This is a genomic window from Amycolatopsis roodepoortensis (assembly GCF_014873915.1).
GTDB classification, from domain to species: domain Bacteria; phylum Actinomycetota; class Actinomycetes; order Mycobacteriales; family Pseudonocardiaceae; genus Amycolatopsis; species Amycolatopsis roodepoortensis.
On sequence record NZ_JADBEJ010000002.1, the window covers coordinates 164020 to 184931 of the forward strand.

At 69.7% G+C, this 20912-nt stretch carries 19 protein-coding genes and 1 other RNA gene; 14 read left to right on the forward strand and 6 right to left on the reverse strand.

The genetic code is table 11. The annotated features are described in order from the left end of the window. The first annotated feature begins 30 nt into the window (after nucleotides 1-30). Nucleotides 31-780, forward strand: a complete 750-nt coding sequence (locus H4W30_RS09910) for a response regulator transcription factor (protein WP_318780577.1) — start codon at nucleotides 31-33, stop codon at nucleotides 778-780. Continuing rightward, a complete protein-coding gene (locus H4W30_RS09915; protein ID WP_225949229.1) occupies nucleotides 758-2239 on the forward strand; it encodes a sensor histidine kinase in 1482 nt (493 codons plus the stop codon). The genes H4W30_RS09910 and H4W30_RS09915 overlap by 23 nt, the downstream gene beginning before the upstream one ends. Here the strand turns inward: H4W30_RS09915 and H4W30_RS09920 are convergent. Continuing rightward, complete coding sequence (locus H4W30_RS09920; RefSeq protein ID WP_192742607.1) at nucleotides 2217-3107, reverse strand: serine/threonine dehydratase; 891 nt, start codon at nucleotides 3105-3107, stop codon at nucleotides 2217-2219. The two genes, H4W30_RS09915 and H4W30_RS09920, sit on opposite strands and share 23 nt — an antisense overlap. 46 nt (nucleotides 3108-3153) lie before the next feature. Here H4W30_RS09920 and ffs point away from each other — a divergent pair. Then, nucleotides 3154-3248, forward strand: an RNA gene (ffs, locus tag H4W30_RS09925) — signal recognition particle sRNA small type. 9 nt (nucleotides 3249-3257) lie between these two features. Here ffs and H4W30_RS09930 read toward each other — a convergent pair. After that, nucleotides 3258-4091 (reverse strand): spermidine synthase, encoded by an 834-nt coding sequence (locus H4W30_RS09930; protein WP_192742608.1) that lies wholly within the window; start codon nucleotides 4089-4091, stop codon nucleotides 3258-3260. 28 nt (nucleotides 4092-4119) lie between these two features. Here H4W30_RS09930 and H4W30_RS09935 point away from each other — a divergent pair, with 28 nt between their 5' ends. Further along, complete coding sequence (locus H4W30_RS09935) at nucleotides 4120-6156, forward strand: DNA polymerase III subunit gamma and tau (protein WP_192742609.1); 2037 nt, start codon at nucleotides 4120-4122, stop codon at nucleotides 6154-6156. A 58-nt stretch (nucleotides 6157-6214) separates the two neighbouring features. Here H4W30_RS09935 and H4W30_RS09940 read toward each other — a convergent pair whose 3' ends face one another. Further along, the gene (locus H4W30_RS09940) at nucleotides 6215-7183 is read right to left on the reverse strand and encodes an ArsR/SmtB family transcription factor (RefSeq protein ID WP_192742610.1); all 969 of its coding nucleotides are present in this window, start codon (nucleotides 7181-7183) and stop codon (nucleotides 6215-6217) included. Nucleotides 7184-7448: 265 nt separating this feature from the next. Continuing rightward, the gene (locus tag H4W30_RS09945) at nucleotides 7449-8315 is read right to left on the reverse strand and encodes an N-acetylmuramoyl-L-alanine amidase (protein WP_318780578.1); all 867 of its coding nucleotides are present in this window, start codon (nucleotides 8313-8315) and stop codon (nucleotides 7449-7451) included. Nucleotides 8316-8383: 68 nt separating this feature from the next. Between H4W30_RS09945 and H4W30_RS09950 the strand changes: the two genes are divergently transcribed. Further along, nucleotides 8384-8740 carry a YbaB/EbfC family nucleoid-associated protein gene (locus tag H4W30_RS09950; RefSeq protein WP_007035126.1) on the forward strand — a complete coding sequence of 119 codons (357 nt, stop codon included), beginning with the start codon at nucleotides 8384-8386 and terminating at the stop codon, nucleotides 8738-8740. A gap of 1 nt (nucleotide 8741) precedes the next feature. Next, nucleotides 8742-9338, forward strand: a complete 597-nt coding sequence (gene recR, locus H4W30_RS09955; RefSeq protein WP_005166260.1) for a recombination mediator RecR — start codon at nucleotides 8742-8744, stop codon at nucleotides 9336-9338. 67 nt (nucleotides 9339-9405) lie between these two features. On the opposite strand, the gene H4W30_RS09960 is transcribed toward recR, so the two are convergent. Next, nucleotides 9406-10518, reverse strand: a complete 1113-nt coding sequence (locus H4W30_RS09960) for a UDP-N-acetylglucosamine 2-epimerase (RefSeq protein WP_192742611.1) — start codon at nucleotides 10516-10518, stop codon at nucleotides 9406-9408. A gap of 61 nt (nucleotides 10519-10579) precedes the next feature. On the opposite strand from H4W30_RS09960, the gene H4W30_RS09965 reads away from it, so the two are divergent. Both H4W30_RS09965 and H4W30_RS09970 read left to right on the forward strand, forming a co-directional pair. Continuing rightward, nucleotides 10580-11596: a glycosyltransferase family 2 protein gene (locus tag H4W30_RS09965; RefSeq protein ID WP_192742612.1), complete on the forward strand. Its 1017-nt coding sequence runs from the start codon at nucleotides 10580-10582 to the stop codon at nucleotides 11594-11596. Continuing rightward, nucleotides 11593-12876, forward strand: a complete 1284-nt coding sequence (locus H4W30_RS09970; RefSeq protein ID WP_192742613.1) for a polysaccharide biosynthesis protein — start codon at nucleotides 11593-11595, stop codon at nucleotides 12874-12876. The genes H4W30_RS09965 and H4W30_RS09970 overlap by 4 nt, the downstream gene beginning before the upstream one ends. On the opposite strand, the gene H4W30_RS09975 is transcribed toward H4W30_RS09970, so the two are convergent. Continuing rightward, nucleotides 12873-14924 carry a DUF6541 family protein gene (locus H4W30_RS09975; RefSeq protein WP_192742614.1) on the reverse strand — a complete coding sequence of 684 codons (2052 nt, stop codon included), beginning with the start codon at nucleotides 14922-14924 and terminating at the stop codon, nucleotides 12873-12875. The genes H4W30_RS09970 and H4W30_RS09975 overlap by 4 nt on opposite strands. A gap of 256 nt (nucleotides 14925-15180) precedes the next feature. On the opposite strand from H4W30_RS09975, the gene H4W30_RS09980 reads away from it, so the two are divergent. The 6 genes from H4W30_RS09980 (at nucleotide 15181) to H4W30_RS10005 (ending at nucleotide 20909) form a co-directional block, all read left to right on the forward strand. Continuing rightward, the gene (locus tag H4W30_RS09980) at nucleotides 15181-15882 is read left to right on the forward strand and encodes a glycosyltransferase family 2 protein (protein WP_192742654.1); all 702 of its coding nucleotides are present in this window, start codon (nucleotides 15181-15183) and stop codon (nucleotides 15880-15882) included. Nucleotides 15883-15894: 12 nt separating this feature from the next. Further along, nucleotides 15895-16332 (forward strand): DUF2304 domain-containing protein, encoded by a 438-nt coding sequence (locus tag H4W30_RS09985; RefSeq protein ID WP_192742615.1) that lies wholly within the window; start codon nucleotides 15895-15897, stop codon nucleotides 16330-16332. A 44-nt stretch (nucleotides 16333-16376) separates the two neighbouring features. Further along, a complete protein-coding gene (locus H4W30_RS09990; RefSeq protein WP_192742616.1) occupies nucleotides 16377-16877 on the forward strand; it encodes a uridine kinase family protein in 501 nt (166 codons plus the stop codon). Nucleotides 16878-17215: 338 nt separating this feature from the next. Continuing rightward, on the forward strand, nucleotides 17216-18889 hold the full coding sequence (locus tag H4W30_RS09995; RefSeq protein ID WP_455423567.1) for an ABC transporter substrate-binding protein: 1674 nt from the start codon (nucleotides 17216-17218) through the stop codon (nucleotides 18887-18889). Nucleotides 18890-18975: 86 nt separating this feature from the next. Beyond that, nucleotides 18976-19977, forward strand: a complete 1002-nt coding sequence (locus tag H4W30_RS10000) for an ABC transporter permease (protein WP_063275656.1) — start codon at nucleotides 18976-18978, stop codon at nucleotides 19975-19977. Beyond that, nucleotides 19974-20909 carry an ABC transporter permease gene (locus H4W30_RS10005; protein ID WP_126737230.1) on the forward strand — a complete coding sequence of 312 codons (936 nt, stop codon included), beginning with the start codon at nucleotides 19974-19976 and terminating at the stop codon, nucleotides 20907-20909. The genes H4W30_RS10000 and H4W30_RS10005 overlap by 4 nt, the downstream gene beginning before the upstream one ends. The last annotated feature ends 3 nt before the right edge of the window (nucleotides 20910-20912 follow it).

Sequence of the window (20912 nt, forward strand, 5' to 3'; positions counted from 1 at the left end):
AGCCTCATCGGCGCCGCCCACGATGGCACCATGACCAGTGTGAACGTCCCTTCGTCCGGTTCCGCGAAGGCCGGCCTGCGCCGTGCCGACGGCAGCCCCGTGCGGGTGCTGGTCGTCGACGACGAGGCGACCCTGTCCGAACTCGTGTCGATGGCGCTGCGCATGGAGGGCTGGGACATCCGCACCGCCGCGGACGGCACCGAGGCCGTCCGCGTCGCGCGGGAATTCCGGCCGGACGCGGTGGTGCTGGACGTCATGCTGCCGGATATGAGCGGGCTGGAGGTCTTGCGCCGCCTGCGTTCCGAGGTGCCGAACCTGCCGGTGCTGTTCCTGACCGCGAAGGACGCGGTGGAGGACCGGATCGCCGGGCTCACCGCGGGCGGCGACGACTACGTCACCAAACCGTTCAGCCTGGAGGAGGTCGCGTTGCGGCTGCGCGCGCTGCTGCGGCGCGCGGGCGGTGTCGCCGGGCCGAGCGGATCGATGCTGATCGTCGGTGACCTGACCCTGGACGAGGACAGCCGTGAAGTACACCGCGGCGGCGATCTGGTGCCACTGACCGCGACCGAGTTCGAACTGCTGCGTTATCTCATGCGCAATCCCAAACGCGTGCTGTCCAAGGCGCAGATCCTCGACCGCGTGTGGAGCTACGACTTCGGCGGCCAGGCCAACATCGTCGAGCTGTACATTTCCTATCTCCGCAAGAAGATCGACGCCGACAGGGAACCGATGATCCACACGATGCGCGGCGCCGGGTATGTCCTCAAACCCGCGGGGTAGGCGGCCGTGGTCCCTGCGGCGGCGGCTGATCGCGCAGGTCGCGGGGCTGCTCGCGCTCGTCTGCCTGGTGGTGGGCGTGGTGACCGAACTGGCGCTGCGGGACTTCCTGATCGACCAGCTCGACGCGCGGGTCGCCGAGACCAGCGAACGCGCCAGCCGTCCGCCGCCGCCGGGCCGTCCCGGCGGGGAACGGGTGCCAGAAGGCCTTCGCGCGTACGGGCAGAGCACCGGTTCGCTGTTCGTGAACATCCTCCCGGACGGGCGGGTGGTCGCGGCGGTGCTGCGGTCCAGCTACGACGCGAAGGTCGCGGACCCGTTCCCCCACGACCCGCTCGGCCCGGCCCAGCTCTCCGCCCTGCTGCGGTCGACACCGAGCGACCGGCCCACGGATGTGGACCTCGGGTCGCTCGGGGAGTACCGCGTGATCGCCAAACAGGCGGCCAACGGGGGTATCGCGATCACCGGGCTGCCTACGAAGGACGTCACGGACACGTTGTGGAACCTGGGTTTCATCTTCGGCGGGGTCGCCATCGTCGGCATCCTGCTGGCGGGCGCGCTCGGCGCGGTGACCGTGCGGCGCACCATGAAACCCCTCGACCGGCTGGCCGCCACCGCGACCAGGGTCGCCGAACTCCCGCTCGACCGCGGCGAGGTCGCCCTGTCCGAGCGAGTGTCCGAAGTGGACACCGATCCGCGGACCGAGGTCGGGAAGGTCGGGTTCGCGCTCAACCGCATGCTCGGCCACATCTCGAACGCGCTGTCCGCCCGCCAGGCCAGCGAAAGCCGGGTGCGCCGGTTCGTCGCGGACGCCAGCCACGAGCTCCGGACGCCGCTCGCGGCCATCCGCGGTTACGCGGAACTCACCCGGCGCTCCGGCTCCGAGGTGCCGCCGGACATCGCGTTCGCGATGGGCCGGGTCGAATCGGAATCGACCAGGATGACCGGTCTGGTCGAGGACCTGCTGCTGCTCGCCAGGCTCGACTCGGGACGTCCGGTGGTGCACCAGCCGGTCGATCTCTCCCGGCTGGTCGCGGACGCCGTCGCCGACGCGCATGTCGCCGGGCCGGAGCACAAATGGCTCCTGGAGGTCCCGCCGGAGCCGATCACCGTCCTCGGCGACGCGGATCAGCTGCACCAGGTGGTGATCAACCTGCTCGGCAACGCGCGCACGCACACCCCGGCGGGGACCGAGGTCACCACCTCTTTGTCCATAGTGGACTCGACGGTGACACTGTCCATTGTCGACGGTGGCCCGGGGATCCCGCCGGAGATCCTCCCGGAGGTCTTCGAACGTTTCGCCCGCGGCGACGATTCACGGTCGCGGGCCGCCGGTAGCACCGGACTCGGCCTGGCCATCGTCGCGGCCGTCGTCGCCGCGCACGGCGGGCAGGTCGGCGTCACCAGCCGCCCGGGGCGCACGGAGTTCCGGGTGGTGCTCAGGGCGTCCAGCCACTGTTAGCGCCGCACAGCACGACGCAGGGCAGCTCGCCCTCGGTCCGTCCCGCCAGCCACGCGGCGAACGGGACCGCGGCCGCCGGTTCGACGGCGAGGCGGAACTCGTCCCAGAGCCGGTCCCGCGCGGCGAGCAGTTCCGCGTCGCTGACCAGCACGGACGTCACGCGATCGCGGAGCACGACGAACGGGACGCTCCCGATCCTGGTCGCGCCCAGCGCGGACGCGGCCACCGAGTCGATCTCCACGTCCACCGGCTCGCCCGCCTCCAACGCCGCGCCGAGCGCGCGGCACCGCTCCGGTTCGACGGCGAACGTGGGCACCCCGGACAGTGACGTCCCGGCGACCAGGCCGCCACCGCCGACCGCGACCAAGAACGCGTCGACGTCCGGCGCGTCCTGGACCACCTCGGCCGCCACGGTGCCCTGACCGGCGACGACGGCGGGGTCGTCGTACGCGTGCAGATACCGCGTACCCGGCTCGGAAGCGGCTTCGAGCGCCTTCGCGGCCGCCTCCGCGTACGTCGCTCCGTGGCGGATCAGCTTGGCGCCGGCCGCTTCGATCCGTGCCGTCTTCGCCAGCGGAGCCGACTCCGGCACGTACACCGTCGCGGGCAGACCCAGCAGCGAAGCCGCCGTTGCCACGCCCAGCCCGTGGTTGCCGCCCGACGCCGTCAGCACCCGCTCCGGCAACGGACCACTCACCAGCGCGTTCACCGCGCCCCGCAGTTTGAACGATCCGCTCCGCTGCAGATGCTCCAGTTTGAGGATCAGCGGCCGCCCGTCGACCTCGGCGCGCAGCAGCGGCGTGTGTCGCACGAACGGGTGGACGGCCTCGGCGGCCTTGCGGACATCTGCCCAGGTCGGAGTGTTCATACCCCCCACTGTCCCCCATGCCGGGACGGGAGTGACTACACTGGTCCCCGGATCCCGCGCGGCGTCCATCTTGTGAACCTCCCCAGGGCCGGAAGGCAGCAAGGATAAGCAAGCTCTGACGGGTGCGCGGGATCCCCTTTTTTTCGGGGGCTAGAAGATCCCGAACAAGTCCTTGGGCGGCACAGGCGACGGCAGGGCTTCCGCGTCGGCGACCGGACGCGCCTTGCCCTGGAGCTGCCGCAGGTCGTCACCCGCGACGCAGCGCGCTGGGTACGCCGAGGAAGCGGCGCGGCGGGTCAGGTCCATGACCGGGAGTTCGACGCGGGAAGCGGCGACCACGATGTTCCCGAAGCGGCGGCCCCGGAGCACTCCTGGCTCGGCCAAGATCGCCAGGTGGGGGAACGAAGTCGCCAGTGTCGCCAGGAACCGGCGGAGGAACGGCAGGTTCGGCCCGTCGGAGACGTTGGCGACGTAGGTCCCGGCCGGGCGGAGGACCCGCGCGATCTCGCTCGTGAACTCCACGGTCGCGAGGCCGCCGGCCAGCACTCCGCGTTCGAAAGCGTCCACGATGACCAGGTCGGCCGAAGCGTCGTACCTGCCGGAGACGCCTTCGCGGCCGTCGCCGACGCGGACCTTCAACCCCTTCAGGCCCAGTTGCTCCCGGACGAGCGCCACGAGTTCGCCGTCGGCGTCGAAGACCAGCTGCCGCGAGCGCGGCCGTGCCGCGGCGATGTAGCGGGGGAGCGTGCAGGCCGCCCCGCCGACGTGAAGCACGTCGAGCGGGCCTTCGCCGAGACAGTCGACGACGTCGGCGATGCGGCGGATGTAGTCGAATTCGAGATCCTCGGGATCGTCGAGGTTGACATGCGACTGGGCGACGCCGTCGACCGAGATCAGCCAGGCGTTGGGGCGGTCGGCGTCCCGGAGCAGTTCGGCGGTGCCGAAGCGGACCGGATACGTGCCTGGGGTCGGTGCTGGTCTCACCGTCGGACCTTCCCGGTAGTCTCGCCGCGTGGCTCTAGCTCTATACCGAAAGTACCGTCCGGCTACCTTCGCCGAGGTCGTCGGGCAGGAGCATGTGACCGATCCGCTGCGCACCGCGCTGGCCGCCGGTCGCATCAACCACGCCTACCTCTTCTCCGGCCCACGCGGCTGCGGCAAGACGTCCAGCGCCCGCATCATGGCGCGGTCGCTGAACTGCGCGAAGGGCCCGACGCCGGATCCGTGCGGCGAGTGCAACTCGTGCCGCAACCTCGCGCCCGAAGGCCCCGGCAGCGTCGACGTCACCGAGCTCGACGCGGCCAGCCACGGTGGTGTCGACGACGCCCGCGAGCTGAGGGACAGGGCTTTCTACGCCCCGGCCGACTCCCGCTATCGCGTCTTCATCATCGACGAGGCGCACATGGTCACCACGCAGGGCTTCAACGCCCTGCTGAAGATCGTGGAAGAGCCGCCGGAGCACCTGATCTTCATCTTCGCGACCACCGAACCGGACAAGGTGCTCCCCACCATCCGGTCGCGGACGCACCACTACCCCTTCCGGCTGATCCCGCCCAGTTCCATGCGCGAGCTGCTGGAACGCAACGTCGCCGCCGAGGGCGCGAAGGTCGAGCCCGCGGTGTATCCGCTGGTCATCCGCGCGGGCGGGGGTTCCGCGCGGGACACGCAGTCGGTCCTGGACCAGCTGCTGGCCGGGGCCGGGCCGGACGGCGTCGACTACTCGCGCGCCGTGTCGCTGCTGGGCGTCACCGACGTCGCGCTCATCGACGGCATGGTCGACGCGCTGGCCGCGGACGACGCCGCCGCGGTGTTCGGCACCGTCGAGCGGCTCGCCGAGGCCGGGCACGACCCGCGCCGGTTCGCCACCGACCTGCTCGACCGCCTGCGCGACCTGGTGATGCTGCGTTCGGTGCCGGACGCGGGTGAGCGCGGCCTGGTCTCCGCGCCGGACGACGAACTCAAGAAGATGAAGGAACAGGCGGGCAAACTGGAGCCCGCGACGCTCTCCCGCTACGCCGACATCGTCCACAATGGACTCCTGGAGATGCGGGGCGCGACCTCGCCACGGCTGGTGCTGGAGCTGCTGACGGCCCGGATGCTGTTGCCGTCGGTCGCCGAGGGCACCGACGCGTTGCTCGCCCGCCTCGAACGGCTCGAACGCCGTGCCGCTTCGGGGCCGGCACCCGTCGCCGCCGCTCCGGCGCCGGCCGGTCAAGCCGCTCCGGTGGCGCAGTCCGCTCCTGTCGCTCCGGCGGGTGAGCCCGTGCGGGAGTTCCAGCGGCCGTCGCAACGAGCCGCCGCGCCCGCCCAGCAGCCGGCCCCGGCGCAGCAGGCCGCACCGGCTCCCCAGCCCGCCGCGCGGCCCGAGCCGGTCGCCGAGCGGCCAGCCCCGCAACGGCCTTCCGCGCCGACCCCGCCCCCCGCCGCGCCGCCCGCGCCCGCTCCCGCCGCGGCTTCCGGCGGCACGGACGTGGACGGGATCCGCGGCCGTTGGCCTCAGGTGCTCGCCGCGATCCGAAAGGTCCCGGGCGGCCGCAGCACCGAAGCGATGCTCACGCAGGCGAGCGTGGTGAGCGTCGAGGGCAGCGCCGTCACGCTCACGCACAGCGCCGAGCCGCTGGCTCGACGGCTTTCCGAGCCGCACAACGCGGAACGTGTCGCGACCGCGTTCAAGGAGGTCTTCGGCGGCGACTGGCAGGTGCGGTGCGTCCACGGCGCCGCGCAGCCCCGGCAGGCGGCCGCTCCGAAGGCCGCGCCGCCGCCACCCGCGCCCGAGCGATCCTTCACCCGCCGGTCCGCCGAAGCGCCCAGCGCCCCTCCGGCGCCTCCCGCGCCGAAGCCGGAGCCCCAGCGGCCGAAGGTGACGACCTCCGAGCCGGACATCCCGCTCCCGCCCGAGCCGGTCGAGGACGACGAGGACCTCTACAACGAGGACGCGAGCCCCGCGCCGCCGCCTCCGCCGCTCCCGCCCGAAGAGGATCCGGAAGAGATCGCCCGGAAGTTGCTCGCGGACCATCTCAACGCGCGTCCCCTCGACGAACGCAAGTAGTCCTCTGGATGCGGTACTTGCACGCGCAAGGACCGCATCCAGAGGACGAAACGCGGCGTCAGGGAACGAAGTCCCCGGTGAGCAGTGCCGTGCCGAGCCGGGTGAGGTGGTGCTGGATGGCGCTGCCCTGCCGGGCGCTGGCGACGAGGCCCGCCTCGCGCAGCACGGCGGCCTGTTTGCTCGCCGTGCCGATCGAGGTGCCGAGGCACGAGGCCAGCTTGCTGGTCGTGCGCGGGACACGCAGCGCGCCGAGGCTTTCGGCGCGAGTCCTGCCGAGGAGCGCCACCAGTTCGGGTGACACGGCCGCCGGGTGGGTGCCGGCCGCCCTTGCCGGGTAGAGCAGCACCGGCGGCAGCGCCGGATCGATGAACGTGACCGGGGTGTTCGCGCAGAACCGGCTCGGGATCAAGGTCAGCCCCCGGCCGTCGAGATGGACGGTCCGCTCCCGCGGGTACGCGATCTCCAGCACCTCGCCGTCCCAGCCTCGGACGCCGGGGATACCGCGCATCATCGCGCCCGCGCCCTCGGTGGCGAGTGTGCGGACCCGGCGGGCCCGGTCGGCGGCGACGGTCTCGCGCATGCTGTGCCAGAACGGTTCGATCACCAGTCCGTACGCGTCCCGCAGCGCGCCGACGACCCCGCCGACCTCCTCGCGATCGCCGTCGGCGAGCCGTTTCACCCAGGGCGGCGCGGCGCCGGTGAACACGGTCCGGAGGTCGGCGCGCAACCGCCCGCGAGGCGTGCACGCCACCGCCTCGAGCCCGCTTTCGAAGGAGCCCGCCGTGGTGGGCGGGGTCAGGAAGTCGGGAAAGTTCCCCTTCGGCGGAACCAAGGTGAACAGCGTCTTCAGCGCTCGCGCCGCTCCTTCGTGCCGGCGCACGTTCAGCCGGACCTGCTGCCGCCAGGCCGACGGATGGTCCTCCCTCAGCTGATGCGAACCGAGGACCAGTTCCCACAGCGGGTCGGGCGCTTCGGCTATCCGGATCCCCTGGAGGTCCTTTCGATCGAAGATCATTCGCAGAGTCATGCCTCGTCCCCCTCAAGACGGCATTTCCTTCTCCGCCGGCAACTCAAACGTGCCGGACGAGCCGGGACAAGCCATTCGGCCCAATCCGGGAGGGTGAGACGGAAACCCGCCTCCGACCTGCGGAGACACCGGCGCGTGAGACGGCGTGTTTTCGCTGGGACGAAAAGGTGTGTCCCCGCGCGGGTTCGTCGGTGACGCTTGGTGGGCAACACACGGGGAGGGGAACGCGCGGACGCGGCAAGGGGAGATGTCGCGTCCGCGCCTCTCACGGCCTCGCGAGATAGTCCTCGATGGCCTTCGCGATGACGGCGGCGTACTGCTGGCGTCCTTCTTCGCTCGCCATCGCCGCGGCTTCGGCGGCGTTGCGCATGTTCCCGCATTCCACGAGCGCGGCGGGGCGCGTCGAGAGGTTGAGCCCGCCGAGGTCGGCGCGCGGGGCGAGCCCGTCCGACCCGAGGTACGTCGACGTCGGGAAGCCGCCCGCGCGGAGACCGTCCCGCAGCGCCGTCGCGAGTTTCACCGAGGGCTCACCCTGCTGGGCGTTCAGCGGCGGGGCCGAGTAGGCGACGTGGAAACCGTGCGCCCCGGCGGAATTCGAGCCGTCCGCGTGGATCGACACGACCGCGTCGGCCTGGGCGTCGTTCCCGATCGCGGCGCGCTCGTTGACGCAAGGCCCGACCCCGGTGTCGTTCTGCCGGGTGAGGATGACGCGGATTCCCTTGGCCGCCAACGCCTGCGATATCCGCTGCGAGACGTCCCAGGTGAACGCGTGCTCCGAATAGCCGGAATTCGTCGACGTTCCGGTGGTGTTGCACGGTTTCGTCTTGCCGCGCCCCGCCGGGACCTGCCGGTTGATCTCGCCCGGCCTGCCCGCGTTCCCGCCGTTGTGGCCGGGATCGAGTACGACGACCTTGCCCGTCTTCGGAGGCGGCGGCGTGCTCGGAGACGGCGGCGCGCTCGACGGCGGCGTGCTCGTGCTGGGGCTCGGCCGCGGAAGGGTGGTGAAGACCGTGGTGGTGCCAGGGGGAGCCGGACTCGACGGCGACGACGCGGGGGTGTCCACCCCGCACGCCGTGAACAGCGTCAATCCGATCGCCACCACCAGGCCAAGCCGTCGTCGCACGGCGCCCACGGTGCCACACACGTGACGGCTAGGCTGGGAGGCGGCACGGGATTTTCCAGGAGAGGACCGATCGGATCATGGTGCAACCCGGTGGCGGCTTCGACCTGTCGCAGATCATGCAACAGGCCCAGCAGATGCAGCAGAAGCTGGTCGAGGCCCAGGAGGAGCTGGCCAACACGGAGGTGACCGGTACTTCCGGCGGCGGCCTGGTCACCGCGACCGTGTCCGGCGACAGCCAGCTCAAATCGCTGTCCATCGACCCGAAGGTGGTCGACCCCGACGACGTTGAGACCCTGTCCGACCTGGTCGTCGCGGCCGTTCGGGACGCTTCGGCCAACGCGCAGAAGCTGACCGAGCAGAAGCTCGGCCCGCTCGCCGGCGGCCTCGGCGGCGGGATGCCCGACCTCGGCGGCTTCCCCGGGCTCGGCGGCTAGCTTGTACGAGGGTGTCGTCCAGGATCTGATCGACGAACTCGGGCGGCTGCCCGGCGTCGGTCCCAAGAGCGCGCAGCGGATCGCCTTCCACCTGCTGGCCGCGGATCCCGCGGATATCGCGCGCCTGCAGGAAGTGCTCGGCAAGGTCAAGGAAGGCGTGCAGTTCTGCGAGGTCTGCGGCAACGTCTCGGAGCAGGAGACCTGCCGGATCTGCCGCGACACCCGCCGCGACCTCACGGTCATCTGCGTGGTCGAGGAGCCGAAGGACGTGCTCGCCGTCGAGCGGACGCGCGAGTTCAAGGGCCGCTACCACGTGCTCGGCGGCGCGCTGGACCCGTTGTCCGGCATCGGTCCGGAGCAGCTGCGCATGCGGGAGCTGCTCGCGCGGATCGGCGGCGCGGAGATCAGCGAGATCATCATCGCGACCGACCCGAACACCGAAGGCGAGGCGACCGCGACGTACCTCGTGCGGATGCTTCGCGACTTCCCCGGCCTGACCGTGACGCGGCTCGCGTCGGGGCTGCCGATGGGCGGTGACCTGGAGTTCGCGGACGAGCTGACGCTGGGTCGCGCTCTCTCGGGCCGGCGGGCACTTTAGCTTTTAGCGCGTGAAGGCCCCCTTCCCTCGGCTCAGCCGAGGGAAGGGGGCCTTCACGCGCGAAGCGTCAGCAGTAGCCCAGGCGGGCCAGCGTGTCGACGATGATCTCCGAAGGGTGGAACTTGTCGACCCAGGACTCGCCGCGGCGGTTCTGGTAGGTGTCGAGGAAGTTCTGCAGCTTGTCCCCGCGCATCTCGGTCAGCACGACGGTCTCGCCGAGGTGCTGCGGCGTCTCGGTGCGCTCGCGGTGCACGGCGCACGGCAGGCCGAGGTAGTAGCACTCGGCCGACAGGCCACCCGAGTCGGTGACGACGTACTCGGCGCGCGCGACCAGCGGCAGGAACTTCAGGTACCGCATCTTCGGCTGGATGATGAAGTTCTTCTCGTCGAACAGGTTCGCCAGGCCGAGCGAGCGGATCTTCTCGCGCTCGGGCGCGCCCGCCATGTAGAGGATCGGCATCTGCTTGCTCTGCTCGCGCAGGATCTCCAGCGCCTCGCGGTACTTCTCCGCGCGCGAGACCAGCTCGAAGCGGTGCAGGGTGGCGAGGCCGAACTTCTCCGGCAGGCCCTCGACGTCGAGCGGCCCGTTGATGGCCATCCGCATCGCGTCGATCGCGGTGTTCGCCTCGGTGTCGACGACGACGCCGCGCGCGTTGCGGAGGTTGTTCACCTCACGCGCGCTCGGCGCGAAGTGCATGTCGACGATCTTCGCGGCGATCTTCCGGTTCAGTTCCTCCGGCAGCGGCGACATGATGCTGCCCGACCGCGCGCCCGCCTCGACGTGCCCGACCCGCGACTTGAGGATCCGCTTCCCGATGAGCGAGCCGTACGGCGTGGTGAAGGTGTCGCCGTGCACCAAAACCAGCGGCGGGCGGCCGTCCTCGACCAGCGCGGCTTTCAGCTCGGCGCGGCGGCTCCACGCGGTGCGCAGCACCTGCGTGGCCCAGCCCGGCACCTGCGCGGGCGACTCCAGGTTGTGCGCCTTCTCCTTCGGCACGAGCCAGACGTCGGGCTCCGGGAGGTTCAGGTCGGCGAGAACGTCCGAGACCTCGTCGACGTGCTGCGCGGTGAACCAGATCTTCGACCGGACCCCGCGTTCGAGGATGCCGTGGTAGACCGGCGCGATTTTGATCAGTTCCGCCGTGGTGCCGAGAATGAAGGAAATCACCGGAAGAGCCATTCTGTCGGGGTCTGCGGTGCCCGAAGGATACTGGTGGGCCGCGCAAGGTAGCCTCGCCGGGGTGAGTGCGAATTCGCTCCTTCCGGCCCTGTCCGTCGTGATCCCGGTCTACAACGAGCAGGACTGGATCGATCGCAGCGTCGGCGCGCTGATCGCGTCGGCAGCGGCGGCGAACTGGCCGGTCGAGGTCGTCGTGGTCGACGACGGCAGCACCGACGGCACCGGCGCCAAGCTCGCCAGGCTGCAGGAGCTGTACGGCATCACCGTCCTCACCCAGCCGAACAGCGGCCGCTTCGAGGCGCGCCGCGCCGGGATCGCGAAGGCGTCCGGGCGGCAGATCCTGCTGCTCGACAGCCGCGTGATCGTGGACTCCGGCTCGCTCACCTTCCTCCGCGACCAGCTCGTCGACCATCCCGAGCGCACGGTGTGGAACGGTCACATCAACGTGGCGTCCGAACACAATCCGTACGCGGGATTCATGGCGGGACTGGTCAAGATCCCGTGGCGCCGTTATTGCGCGAACCCGCGGCTGATGTCGTTCGGTATCGAGGAGTTCGACGTCTTCCCCAAAGGCACCGGATTCTTTTCCGCGCCGAAGGACGTTCTCGAGGATTCGTCCAACGCGTTCGAGTCGCTCTTCGAAGACGTCCGTTTCGCCAGTGACGACACGGGGGTTCTGCGCTGGATCGCCGAACGTCACCGCATCTTCCTCGCGCCGGAGTTCTCCGCGACCTACCACGGCCGCGATTCGTTCAAGAAGTTCGTCGGCCAGTCGTATTTCCGCGGCACCACGTTCGTCGATTCGTATCTCGCGTCGCCCGGCCCCGCGCGCAACGGACTGTTCGCCGCGATGGCCGTCGGCGTCCTCGGCCTCGGTGTCGCCGCGAAGCGCCCGAAGACCGCCGTCGCGCTGGCCGCCGCCGGGTCGACGGCCGCCGGGTTCGCGGTGACGAAGTTCGGTGCGACCAAGGCCGAGGCCAAGGCCGTCGCCCGGCTCACCCCGGTGTTCGCCGCCGGCTTCGGCGCCGGAGCGCTCCGGGGCCTCTTCATGGCGCTGCGGGCCCGGCTGCGTAAATGAGCAACGCGGTGAGCAGCGAAGAGCTGGCCAAGGACACCGGGAAATCCGCCGGCCGTATCGGCGTCTACCTGCTGATCGCCATCGCGCTCGGCTACGTCCTCACCGTCGTGTGGGGACGGACGCTGTCGCCTGCCGACAACGCGGTCCTGCTCTCCTTCTGGGGCATGCTGATGGGGCTGGGCGCCGCCCTGTCCCCGCTCGAGCAGGAGATCTCGCGACAGTCTGCGCATGCCGCGCTCGAAGGCCGCAAGGCCGGACGCCCCGCGGTGATCGCCTTCGTCACCAGCCTGGTCGCGGTCGGCGTCGCGGCCCTGTTCACGCTCATCCCGGCGGTGACCGACAAGGTCTACGGCGGCCAGTTCGCGCTCGCCGTGATCGTGCTCGCGGGCGGGCTGTCGTTCGCCTTCCAGTTCGCCGCGCGCGGCCTGCTGATCGGCCAGGACCACGTCCGGTCCTACTCGTGGCTGATCCTGGTCGAGGCCGCCGTGCGGATCCTCGTGGTCGCCGCGCTGGTGGTCGCCGGGCTCACCCAGCTGTACTGGTTCGCCATCGCCGCCGCGACTGGCTCCTTCGCCTGGCTGCTGTTCGCCCGCGGCGCCGCCAAGCTGGTCGACCCGAAGCTGGACGCCGACGAGCCCGCGAAGCCGGTCGTCACGAACATGCTGATGCTGCTCGCGGGCGCCGGGCTGACCGCGAGCGTCATCACCGGCTACCCGGCGCTGGTCAGCCTGCTCGCGCCCGGTGGTGACAAGGACGCGCTCGGCGTGCTCTTCCTCGCCCTGTTCGTGGCCAGGACGCCGCTCACGCTGATGGCCCCGGTGCAGGCGCTGGCGGTCCCGACCGTGGTGCGCCTGTCCAGCACCGAGGAAGGCAAGCACCGGCTGCGGAAGCTGCTCGCCCTCGGCTCGGCCGGCGCGCTGGCGCTCGCGGCCCTCGGCGCGCTCATCGGCTGGCTGATCGGCCCGTGGGTGGTGCGCCTGGTCTACGGCGCCAAGAACGACCCCGAAGCCTGGTGGATGGCCGGGCTGGTCTGGTCCTCGGTGCTGCTGGCCGCGATGCAGCTGCTCGCCGCCGTCCTCGTCGCGCAGGCCAAGGCCACGAAGGTGCTGATCACCTGGGCCGCGGTCGTCGTCGCGACCGCGCTGGTGCTGCTGTTCTTCCCCGGCGACACGGTCGTGCGCGCCGTCGTCGGCCTCGCCGCCGGGCCGACCGTCGGCCTGCTGGTCGTCATGGCGTTCGTGGTCCGCGGTCGCCCCGGGACCACGAACGCCGACGCTTAGCTCTGCGGCGGCAGGTCGAGCCGGTAAACGCTGACGCTGCCCGACGAGAAGGTCTTCGTCAGCCCCGGCAGCCCGGCGAGGTTGCTCAGCCCCGGTGCCAGCGCGAAGGACAGGTCGCCGCTCCAGTGGCGGCCGTCGGTCCCGACCGTCGGGGCGACGGTGTCGACGTAGATCCAGCGCACGTTCTTACGGCGCAGGATGTCCTGCACCTGGGGGTCGGCCGGGTAGGTGTTGAACCGCGCGAGCAGCAGCTCGTTCTCCTTGATCGGGCTGTGCCCGTCCGGAACGATGTTGACGATCGGCAGGTCGTAGTCGACATAGAGCAGTGTCGAGCCGTCGTTCGCGTTGTTGAGGATCGCTTCGCCCGGCGCCGCGTGCTCCTTCAGCCACTTCGCGGCGGCGTCGTCCTGATCGGAGTACCGCGAGAACTGCGGGGCGGAGTAGCGCTGGCTGAGTGAGTAGGCGGCGGTGTTCATGTAGCCGCGGAACGTGGTCACGGTGAGCGCGCCGAGCAGCACCACGGTCAGCCCGAAGGCGATCGCGGGCCGGGCCTTCGCCGGGATCGGGTTGCGCACCTTGCCCGAGACCAGCACCAGCCCGATCACCACGAAGATGACGCCGACCAGCGTCGGGATCAGCAGGTAGATGTGACTGTCGATCCGGCTGGCCACCCGGTAGTAGTACCGGCCGACCATCGCGCCGAAGCCGGAGTTGGGCGAGTTGTGGTAGGTCACCACGACGGCGGCCCAGAAGACCCAGGCGCCCACCAGCGTCCACGCGCGCCGCGAAAGCACCGCGAAGACCACGCCGACCAGGCCGAGGACGCCGAGCGTCAGCTGGCTCAACGTGTTGCCGGGATCGAAGTAACCGCCGTAGGGCAGCTTGGCGAGCACGCCGAAGGCGTCGCCGAGGGCGACCCCGCGGATGTTCGCGGGAGCGTCCGAAACCGTGCCGCCACCGAGCCGCAGCAGCGCCAGCACACTCGGGATCAGCAGCACCACGGTGACGACGGCGGCCAGCACCAGCGGCAGCAGCGAGCGGGCGAACGCGAGCCTGCCGGACCGCGTGACCAGCAGGCCGAGCATGGCCGCGACGGTGGTGAACGCGATCGAGGTCAGCGCGCTCGGGTGCAGGTTGAACGCCCCGGCCATGGCGACGCCGATCAGCGCGGCGCGTCCCCAGTGGCGCTTGCCGATCACCAGCATGACGGCGACGAGCCCAGGGGTGATCGCCAGCGCCGCCGCGTTCGGCAGGACACCGCCGTCGTGCGCGAAGGCGATGGCCGGGCGGTAGAGCTGCACGGAGACGAGCGCGGCGACACCGGCGGCGAGCTCGACCCAGCCGCGGCCGACACGGCCGTGCCGGAGGACCGCGGCGGTGAACGCGGCCACCGAAAGCGGCATCACGATCACCGTGAACACGACGGTCACCAGGTTGATGGACAGCATCGTGTCGCCGAAGATGTCCGTCAGCAGCGCGCTGACGTCGGTGAAGCCCGGCGGGTAGTACTGGATGTTGGTGTCGTTGACGACGTCGATCGGCAGTACCTGCCACGGCGCCGCGCGCCCGGTGAAGTGCGTGTACGCGGTCAGCACGGCGTGCGTGACGGTGTCGTGCTCCTGCGTGGGGGTCGCCCAGGAACCGAGGCCCTTGTGCCACATGCGGACGCCGAGCACGACTCCGCCCAGCGCGATCACGGCGCCGAGGATCTGCGCGATCAGGGCCGGCCTGCCGGCCAGGGCGCGCAGCCGGTCGTCCTCGGCGGGCTCGGCGAGCTCGGCGGGCGGACGGCGGCGGACGATCAGCAGCCTGCCCGCGCCCGTCAGCAGCAGCACCACGACCAGCGCGATCACGACGGTGAGCAGCCCGAACCGCAGCCCGGTGACACCGGTGAAGAGCGACACCAGCAGGACGAATCCCATGGTGAGCGGCGCCGAGAGCCCGGCGAGCCACAACCGCTCGCGAAGGCCGGCCGTGAGGAGGATCGCGAGCCCAGGCAGCAGTACGACGAGAGCGCCGACTGCGAGCTGGGCGGCTTCGGACAGCATGTCTTCTCCGATCGAAAAATGCCGCTGACCCGGCGAGTCTATGAGGGGTATCGCGACGTCCCGGACGTGGGTGAAGTGGCCGCTGACTTGGCCGGTTGGCGTCTTCGGGACCACTACCGGCGGGCACACCGCGGTTTTCCGCTCTCGGGGGTCAGCAGCGAGTGATGGAGCGGGTAGCGGCCGCTCACGGCCAGTGAGACGATAGAGTGATCCAGTGTCCAGTACGTCCGTGACCACCCGCCGCGTACTCATCGTGATGCCCGCTCTCAACGAGCAGGCCAGCGTCGGCGCCGTCATCTCCCAGGTCAAGCAGTCCCTGCCCGGTATGGACGTGCTGGTGGTCGACGACGGCTCGTCCGACGACACGGCCAAGCTCGCCCGCGCGGCGGGCGCGGAGGTGGCCCGCCTGGCGGTGAACCTGGGTGTCGGCGGTGCGATGCGCACCGGCTTCCGGTACGCGGCCGCCCGCGGCTACGACGTCGTCGTCCAGGTGGACGCGGACGGTCAGCACGATCCCGGCGAGGTCGCCGCCCTGCTGGACGCGCTCGACGACGCCGACATCGCGATCGGCTCGCGGTTCGCGGGCAAGGGTTCGTACAAGGCGAGCGGCCCGCGGAAATACGCGATGGTCGCGCTCTCGGTCGTTTTCTCCCGGCTCGCGAAGACCAAGCTCACCGACGTGACCTCCGGGTTCAAGGCGATGGGCCCGCGCGCGATCAAACTGTTCGCCGCGTACTACCCGGCCGAATACCTCGGCGACACGGTCGAATCGCTGGTGATGGCGATCCGCGCCGAACTGAAGATCAAGGAAATCCCGGTGATCATGCGCGAACGGGCGGCCGGAACGCCGAGCCATTCGCCGGTGAAATCGGCCATCTACCTCGGCCGTGCCGGACTCGCCCTGCTGTTGGCGCTGGTGCGCCGCCGTCCCGCCGTCGACTCGTCGGATTCGGCGTAAAAGGAGCTGATTATGGCTGGCTGGCGCATTCTCAGCATCGTCGTCGCCTGTCTCGTGCTGTTCGTCGTCCTCGAGATGATGCGGCGGCGGAAACTGCGGGAAAAGTACGCGGGTGTCTGGCTCGTCCTCGCCGTCGGCGTGGTCGTGCTCGCCCTCGTTCCGCAGGCCGCCGACTTCATGGCGCGGATAACCGGCGTGCAAACGCCGTCGAACTTCGTATTCCTCATGGCCGGTGTGGTGCTGGCGCTGGTCGCGTTGCACCTGTCGACCGAGGTCGGGCATCTCGAAGAAGAGGTCCGGACCTCCGTCGAGGAGATCGCGCTGCTCCGCTGCGAACTTGCCGACGCCCAGCGCGACCTGGAAGAACGGGTCGCCGCGCTCGAAGCCAGGACGGCGGCCCCCGACAACGTCAAAGGGCTCCCCGAAGTGAGCCCCGCACGCGCACGCTGATCGACGCGCTTCTCGCGGCCCCGCCGAGGCTGGGCGCCGTCCGGGTGCTGGCCGTCGACGGCCCGTCCGGCTCCGGGAAGTCCACGCTGGCCGGGAAGATCGTCGCCGATCTGGCAGGCCGGGGTGTCCGGGTGGCGCTGGTGAGCACCGACGAGTTCGCCACCTGGGACGAACCCGTTTCGTGGTGGCCGCGGCTGGAAACCGGCGTCCTGGAACCCCTGCGCGCGGGCCGGCCCGGCCGATACCGGCGGGTGGACTGGTCCACCTGCGTCCCGCTGCCGGGTGAAGAGGTCGAGATCCCGGTCCCCGAGGTGCTGGTACTGGAGGGCGTGTCCAGTGGTCGCGCGCGGATGCGGCCCTCGTTGTCCCTGCTGGCCTGGCTGGACGGCGGGAGCGAGGCCGAACGTCTCGACCGCGGTGCCGAGCGTGACGGCGAGGGCTCCCGGGCGGATCTGCGGCGCTGGCAGCTGTTCGAGCGCGGGTGGTTCGCCGTCGACGGGACCCGCGCCGCGGCCGATCGTGTGGTCACCTCTCGTGAGTGGTAAGGACGGTTAGAACCGTCCTTACCACTCACGAGACCCCACCAATGTCCTGCCGGTGTCTTGTTTTGTCCGGCACCCATTGGTCGTAGTGGTGGGCACCCATTTGAGTCAGTGACCCGGCACTCTGCGCGTTAGTGGTCCGGAATTGATTACACTCCGTCCGGAATTGCGGACACTTTGCGGTCGTATTGGCCGTCGTGTAGCGCGATCGTAACCTCGCGTGCTTAAGTGCGGGCTGAGTTCCCGCTAGTGTCGGCGGGCACACCGATCGTCCGTGGAGCTCGACTTTCCGACCGACCGGACGGTGCCTAAACACCGAAAATCTCCTCAAGGGGTGCCAGATGCAGCAACTGCGGGTGACCCGAGCACGCCGTGTGGCCCTGATCGGGCTTGCCGGCGCACTCGCGGTCTCCATTTCCGCCTGTGCCGAATCGAAGCGTGAAGAAGGCGCAGGGGGTGGCTCGGGAGGCACCATGGTCTTCGGTGCCGCCGGTAACCCGAAGACTTTCGACCCGCTCTTCAACGACGACGGTGAGACCTTCCGCATCATCCGCCAGATGATGGACACGCTGATCATGAACAAGCCGGGGACCGCGGACCTCGAGCCCGGCCTGGCGGAGAAGTGGGAAGGCAGCAACGAAGGCAAGACCTGGACCTTCACCCTGAAGAAGGGCGTGAAGTTCCACGACGGCACCCCGTTCAACGCCGAAGCGGTCTGCTTCAACTTCAACCGCATGTACAACATGAAGGGCGCCGCCGCCCAGAGCCAGATGATCTACTACGGCGACGTCTTCGAGGGCTTCGCCAAGAACGAGGGTGACGCCTCCGGCGCCCCGGTGTTCAAGGACTGCCAGGCCAAGGACGAGTCGACCGCCGTCCTGAACCTGAACAAGGCCAAGGGCGCCTTCCCGGCGGCCTTCACGCTGCCGTCGTTCTCGATGCAGAGCCCGGACGCGCTGAAGAAGTACAACGCCGACGCCGTCACCCAGAGCGGTGACTCGTTCTCCTACCCGGAGTACGCGCTGAAGCACCCGACCGGCACCGGCCCGTTCAAGTTCGAGAGCTGGGACCAGGCCAAGGGTGAGATCACGCTGGTCAAGGCCACCGACTCGCCGACCCAGACGGCCAAGCTCGACAAGCTGGTCTTCAAGGTCATCCCGGACGAGAACGCCCGCAAGCAGGCGCTCAAGGCCGGCGACATCCAGGGCTACGACTACCCGTCGCCCGCGGACTACGGCCTGCTGCGCAACGACGGCGAGCAGGTGCTCATCCGCCCGTCGTTCAACATCCTGTACCTGGGCATCAACCAGAAGAACAACCCGAAGCTGAAGGACCAGAAGGTCCGTCAGGCGCTGGCCTACGGTCTCAACCGTGAGCAGTTCGTGAAGTCGAAGCTCCCCGAGGGCGCCGAGACCGCGACCCAGTTCGTGCCGAAGGCGATCGACGGCTACAACGAGAACGTCACCAAGTACGAATACAACCTTCAGAAGGCGAAAGACCTGCTGAAGGAAGCCGGCGCCGAGGGCATGACGCTGAAGTTCTACTACCCGACCGAGGTCACCCGGCCGTACATGCCGAACCCGGCCGACATCTTCACCTCGCTGTCCGAGGACATGAAGGCCATGGGCATCAAGGTCGAGCCGATCGCCAAGCCGTGGAACGGTGGCTACAAGGACGACGTCCAGAAGGCGGGCAAGCACGACGTGCACCTGCTCGGCTGGACCGGTGACTACAACGACGCCGGTAACTTCGTCGGCACCTTCTTCGGTCGCGAGAAGCCGGAGTTCGGCTTCACCAACCAGGAGCTGTTCTCGGCCATCTCCGCCGCGGACGCCGCGCCCGCCGGTGAGGCGCACACCAAGGCGTACCAGGAAGTGAACCAGAAGATCATGGAATACCTGCCCGCCATCCCGATCTCCTACGGCCCCCCGGCGATCGTCGTCGGCCCGAAGGTGAAGGGCCTGGTGGCCAGCCCGTTGACCGACGAGCGCTTCTACACCGTCACGGTCAACTGATCCACCACCACTGAGCCATCAGGGGGTGGGCGCTACCGCGCCCGCCCCCTGTGGCCCATTCCCGGGCTGGCAACAAAGGAACGCACGTGCTCCGTTTTCTCGTGCGTCGGCTGCTACAAGCGATACCGACGCTCTTGATCCTGTCCATTTTGATCTTCGCCTGGCTCCGGTCCCTGCCCGGCGGCCCCGCCGGCGCCCTCCTTGGCGACAAGGCGACCCCGGAGAAGATCGCCGACCTGAACAAGCTTCTCGGCCTCGACGATCCGATCTTCGTCCAGTACTTCAAGTTCCTCGGCCGGGCCATCACCGGCGACTTCGGCAACTCGCTGGTCTCCGCCCAGCCGGTCATGTCGGAGATCGGGAACTTCCTGCCCGCGACGATCGAGCTCGGCTTCTGCGCGATGCTCATCGCGGTGGGCCTCGGCATCCCGTTCGGCTATCTGTCCGCCCGCTTCCGCGGCGGGGCCGTCGACAACGTCATCATCGTGCTCAGCCTGGTCGGCGTCGCCGTGCCGGTCTTCTTCCTCGGCTACATGATGCAGGACCTGCTGGCCGCCCCGCTGGGACTTCCCTCGCAGGGCCGCCAGATGGCGGGTCTCGACGCCACCACCGTCACCGGGTTCGCGGTCTTCGACGGCATTATCACCCAGGAATGGGACGCCGCCTGGGACGCGCTCACCCACCTGATCCTCCCGGCGTTCGCGCTGGCCACGATCCCGCTCGCGGTCATCGTCCGGATCACCCGGGCTTCGGTGCTGGACGTGCTGAACGAGGACTTCATCCGCACGGCCAACTCGAAGGGCCTGACCCAGCCGATCGTGCGGCGCCGTCACGTGCTCCGCAACGGTCTGCTTCCGGTGGTCACCGTCATCGGCCTCCAGACCGGCGCGCTGCTCGGTGGCGCCGTGCTGACCGAGCGGGTGTTCAACTTCCGCGGTCTCGGCTTCCTGCTCGCCGAAGGCATCGAACGGCGTGACTACCCGCGTCTGCAGGCGCTGCTGCTGTTCGGCGCGCTGGTCTACGTGCTGGTGAACATGCTGGTCGATATCTCGTACGGGCTCATCGACCCGAGGGTGCGTGTCCGATGAACACCTTGCTGAACAAGAAGAAGGAGCCGATCGACCGGCTCGCGGCTTCCTCGGCGAAGGGGCACAGCCTCGGTGGCGAGGCGCTGCGCCGGATGATGCGGAGCCCGGTGGCGATCACCGGCGCCGTGATCACCGGCCTGTTCCTGCTGGTCGCGATCTTCGCGCCGCTCCTGGCGCCGAAGGATCCCTACGAGCGGTATCTGCAGAGCCAGGTCATCCTCGGCCAGGGCATCATCCCGGGCGCCCAGCCCGGATTCCCGCTCGGTGTCGACGACTTCGGCCGCGACTACCTTTCGCGGTTGCTGGTCGGCGCGCAGAACACGCTGCTGGTCGGTGTGCTCGCGACGATCATCGGTGTCGTGGTCGGCATGATCATCGGCGGCCTCGCCGGTGCCTTCGGCGGCTGGGTCGACACCGTGCTGATGCGGCTCGTCGACGTCATGCTGTCCGTGCCGTCGCTGCTGCTGGCGATCTCGGTCGCCGCGCTGTTCCAGAAGCCGAGCCAGTGGACGGTGATCGTCGCGGTGTCGATGGTCAGCGTGCCGATCTTCGCGCGACTGCTGCGCGGTTCGATGCTCGCGCAGAGAAACAGCGACCACGTGCTCGCGGCGACGTCGCTCGGCGTCAAACGCGGGGCGATCGTGTTGCGGCACATGCTGCCGAACTCGCTCGGCCCGGTCATCGTGCAGGCCACGCTGACCCTGGCGACCGCGATCCTCGAGGCGGCGGCGCTGTCGTTCCTCGGTCTCGGCGACCCGGACCCGAACCGGGCGGAATGGGGCATCATGCTGAGCCGCAGTGCCCGGCAGTTCCTCGACATCCGCCCCGAGCTGGCGTACTACCCGGCCATCGCGATCATCATCGTCGCGCTCGGGTTCACGCTGCTCGGCGAGTCCCTGCGGGAAGCCCTCGATCCGAAGAACAGGCGGTGATTT

What these genes read in the sequence shown, in the direction of transcription:
- H4W30_RS09975 (WP_192742614.1), bottom strand. Translation starts at nt 14,924, where the DNA reads ATGCTGTCCGAAGCCGCCCAGCTCGCAGTCGGCGCTCTCGTCGTACTG.
- H4W30_RS09920 (WP_192742607.1), bottom strand. Translation starts at nt 3,107, where the DNA reads ATGAACACTCCGACCTGGGCAGATGTCCGCAAGGCCGCCGAGGCCGTC.
- H4W30_RS09910 (WP_318780577.1), top strand. Translation starts at nt 31, where the DNA reads ATGACCAGTGTGAACGTCCCTTCGTCCGGTTCCGCGAAGGCCGGCCTG.
- H4W30_RS09995 (WP_455423567.1), top strand. Translation starts at nt 17,216, where the DNA reads ATGCAGCAACTGCGGGTGACCCGAGCACGCCGTGTGGCCCTGATCGGG.
- H4W30_RS09915 (WP_225949229.1), top strand. Translation starts at nt 758, where the DNA reads ATGTCCTCAAACCCGCGGGGTAGGCGGCCGTGGTCCCTGCGGCGGCGG.
- H4W30_RS09960 (WP_192742611.1), bottom strand. Translation starts at nt 10,518, where the DNA reads ATGGCTCTTCCGGTGATTTCCTTCATTCTCGGCACCACGGCGGAACTG.
- H4W30_RS10005 (WP_126737230.1), top strand. Translation starts at nt 19,974, where the DNA reads ATGAACACCTTGCTGAACAAGAAGAAGGAGCCGATCGACCGGCTCGCG.
- H4W30_RS09940 (WP_192742610.1), bottom strand. Translation starts at nt 7,183, where the DNA reads ATGACTCTGCGAATGATCTTCGATCGAAAGGACCTCCAGGGGATCCGG.
- H4W30_RS09970 (WP_192742613.1), top strand. Translation starts at nt 11,593, where the DNA reads ATGAGCAACGCGGTGAGCAGCGAAGAGCTGGCCAAGGACACCGGGAAA.
- H4W30_RS09985 (WP_192742615.1), top strand. Translation starts at nt 15,895, where the DNA reads ATGGCTGGCTGGCGCATTCTCAGCATCGTCGTCGCCTGTCTCGTGCTG.
- H4W30_RS09980 (WP_192742654.1), top strand. Translation starts at nt 15,181, where the DNA reads ATGCCCGCTCTCAACGAGCAGGCCAGCGTCGGCGCCGTCATCTCCCAG.
- H4W30_RS09950 (WP_007035126.1), top strand. Translation starts at nt 8,384, where the DNA reads ATGGTGCAACCCGGTGGCGGCTTCGACCTGTCGCAGATCATGCAACAG.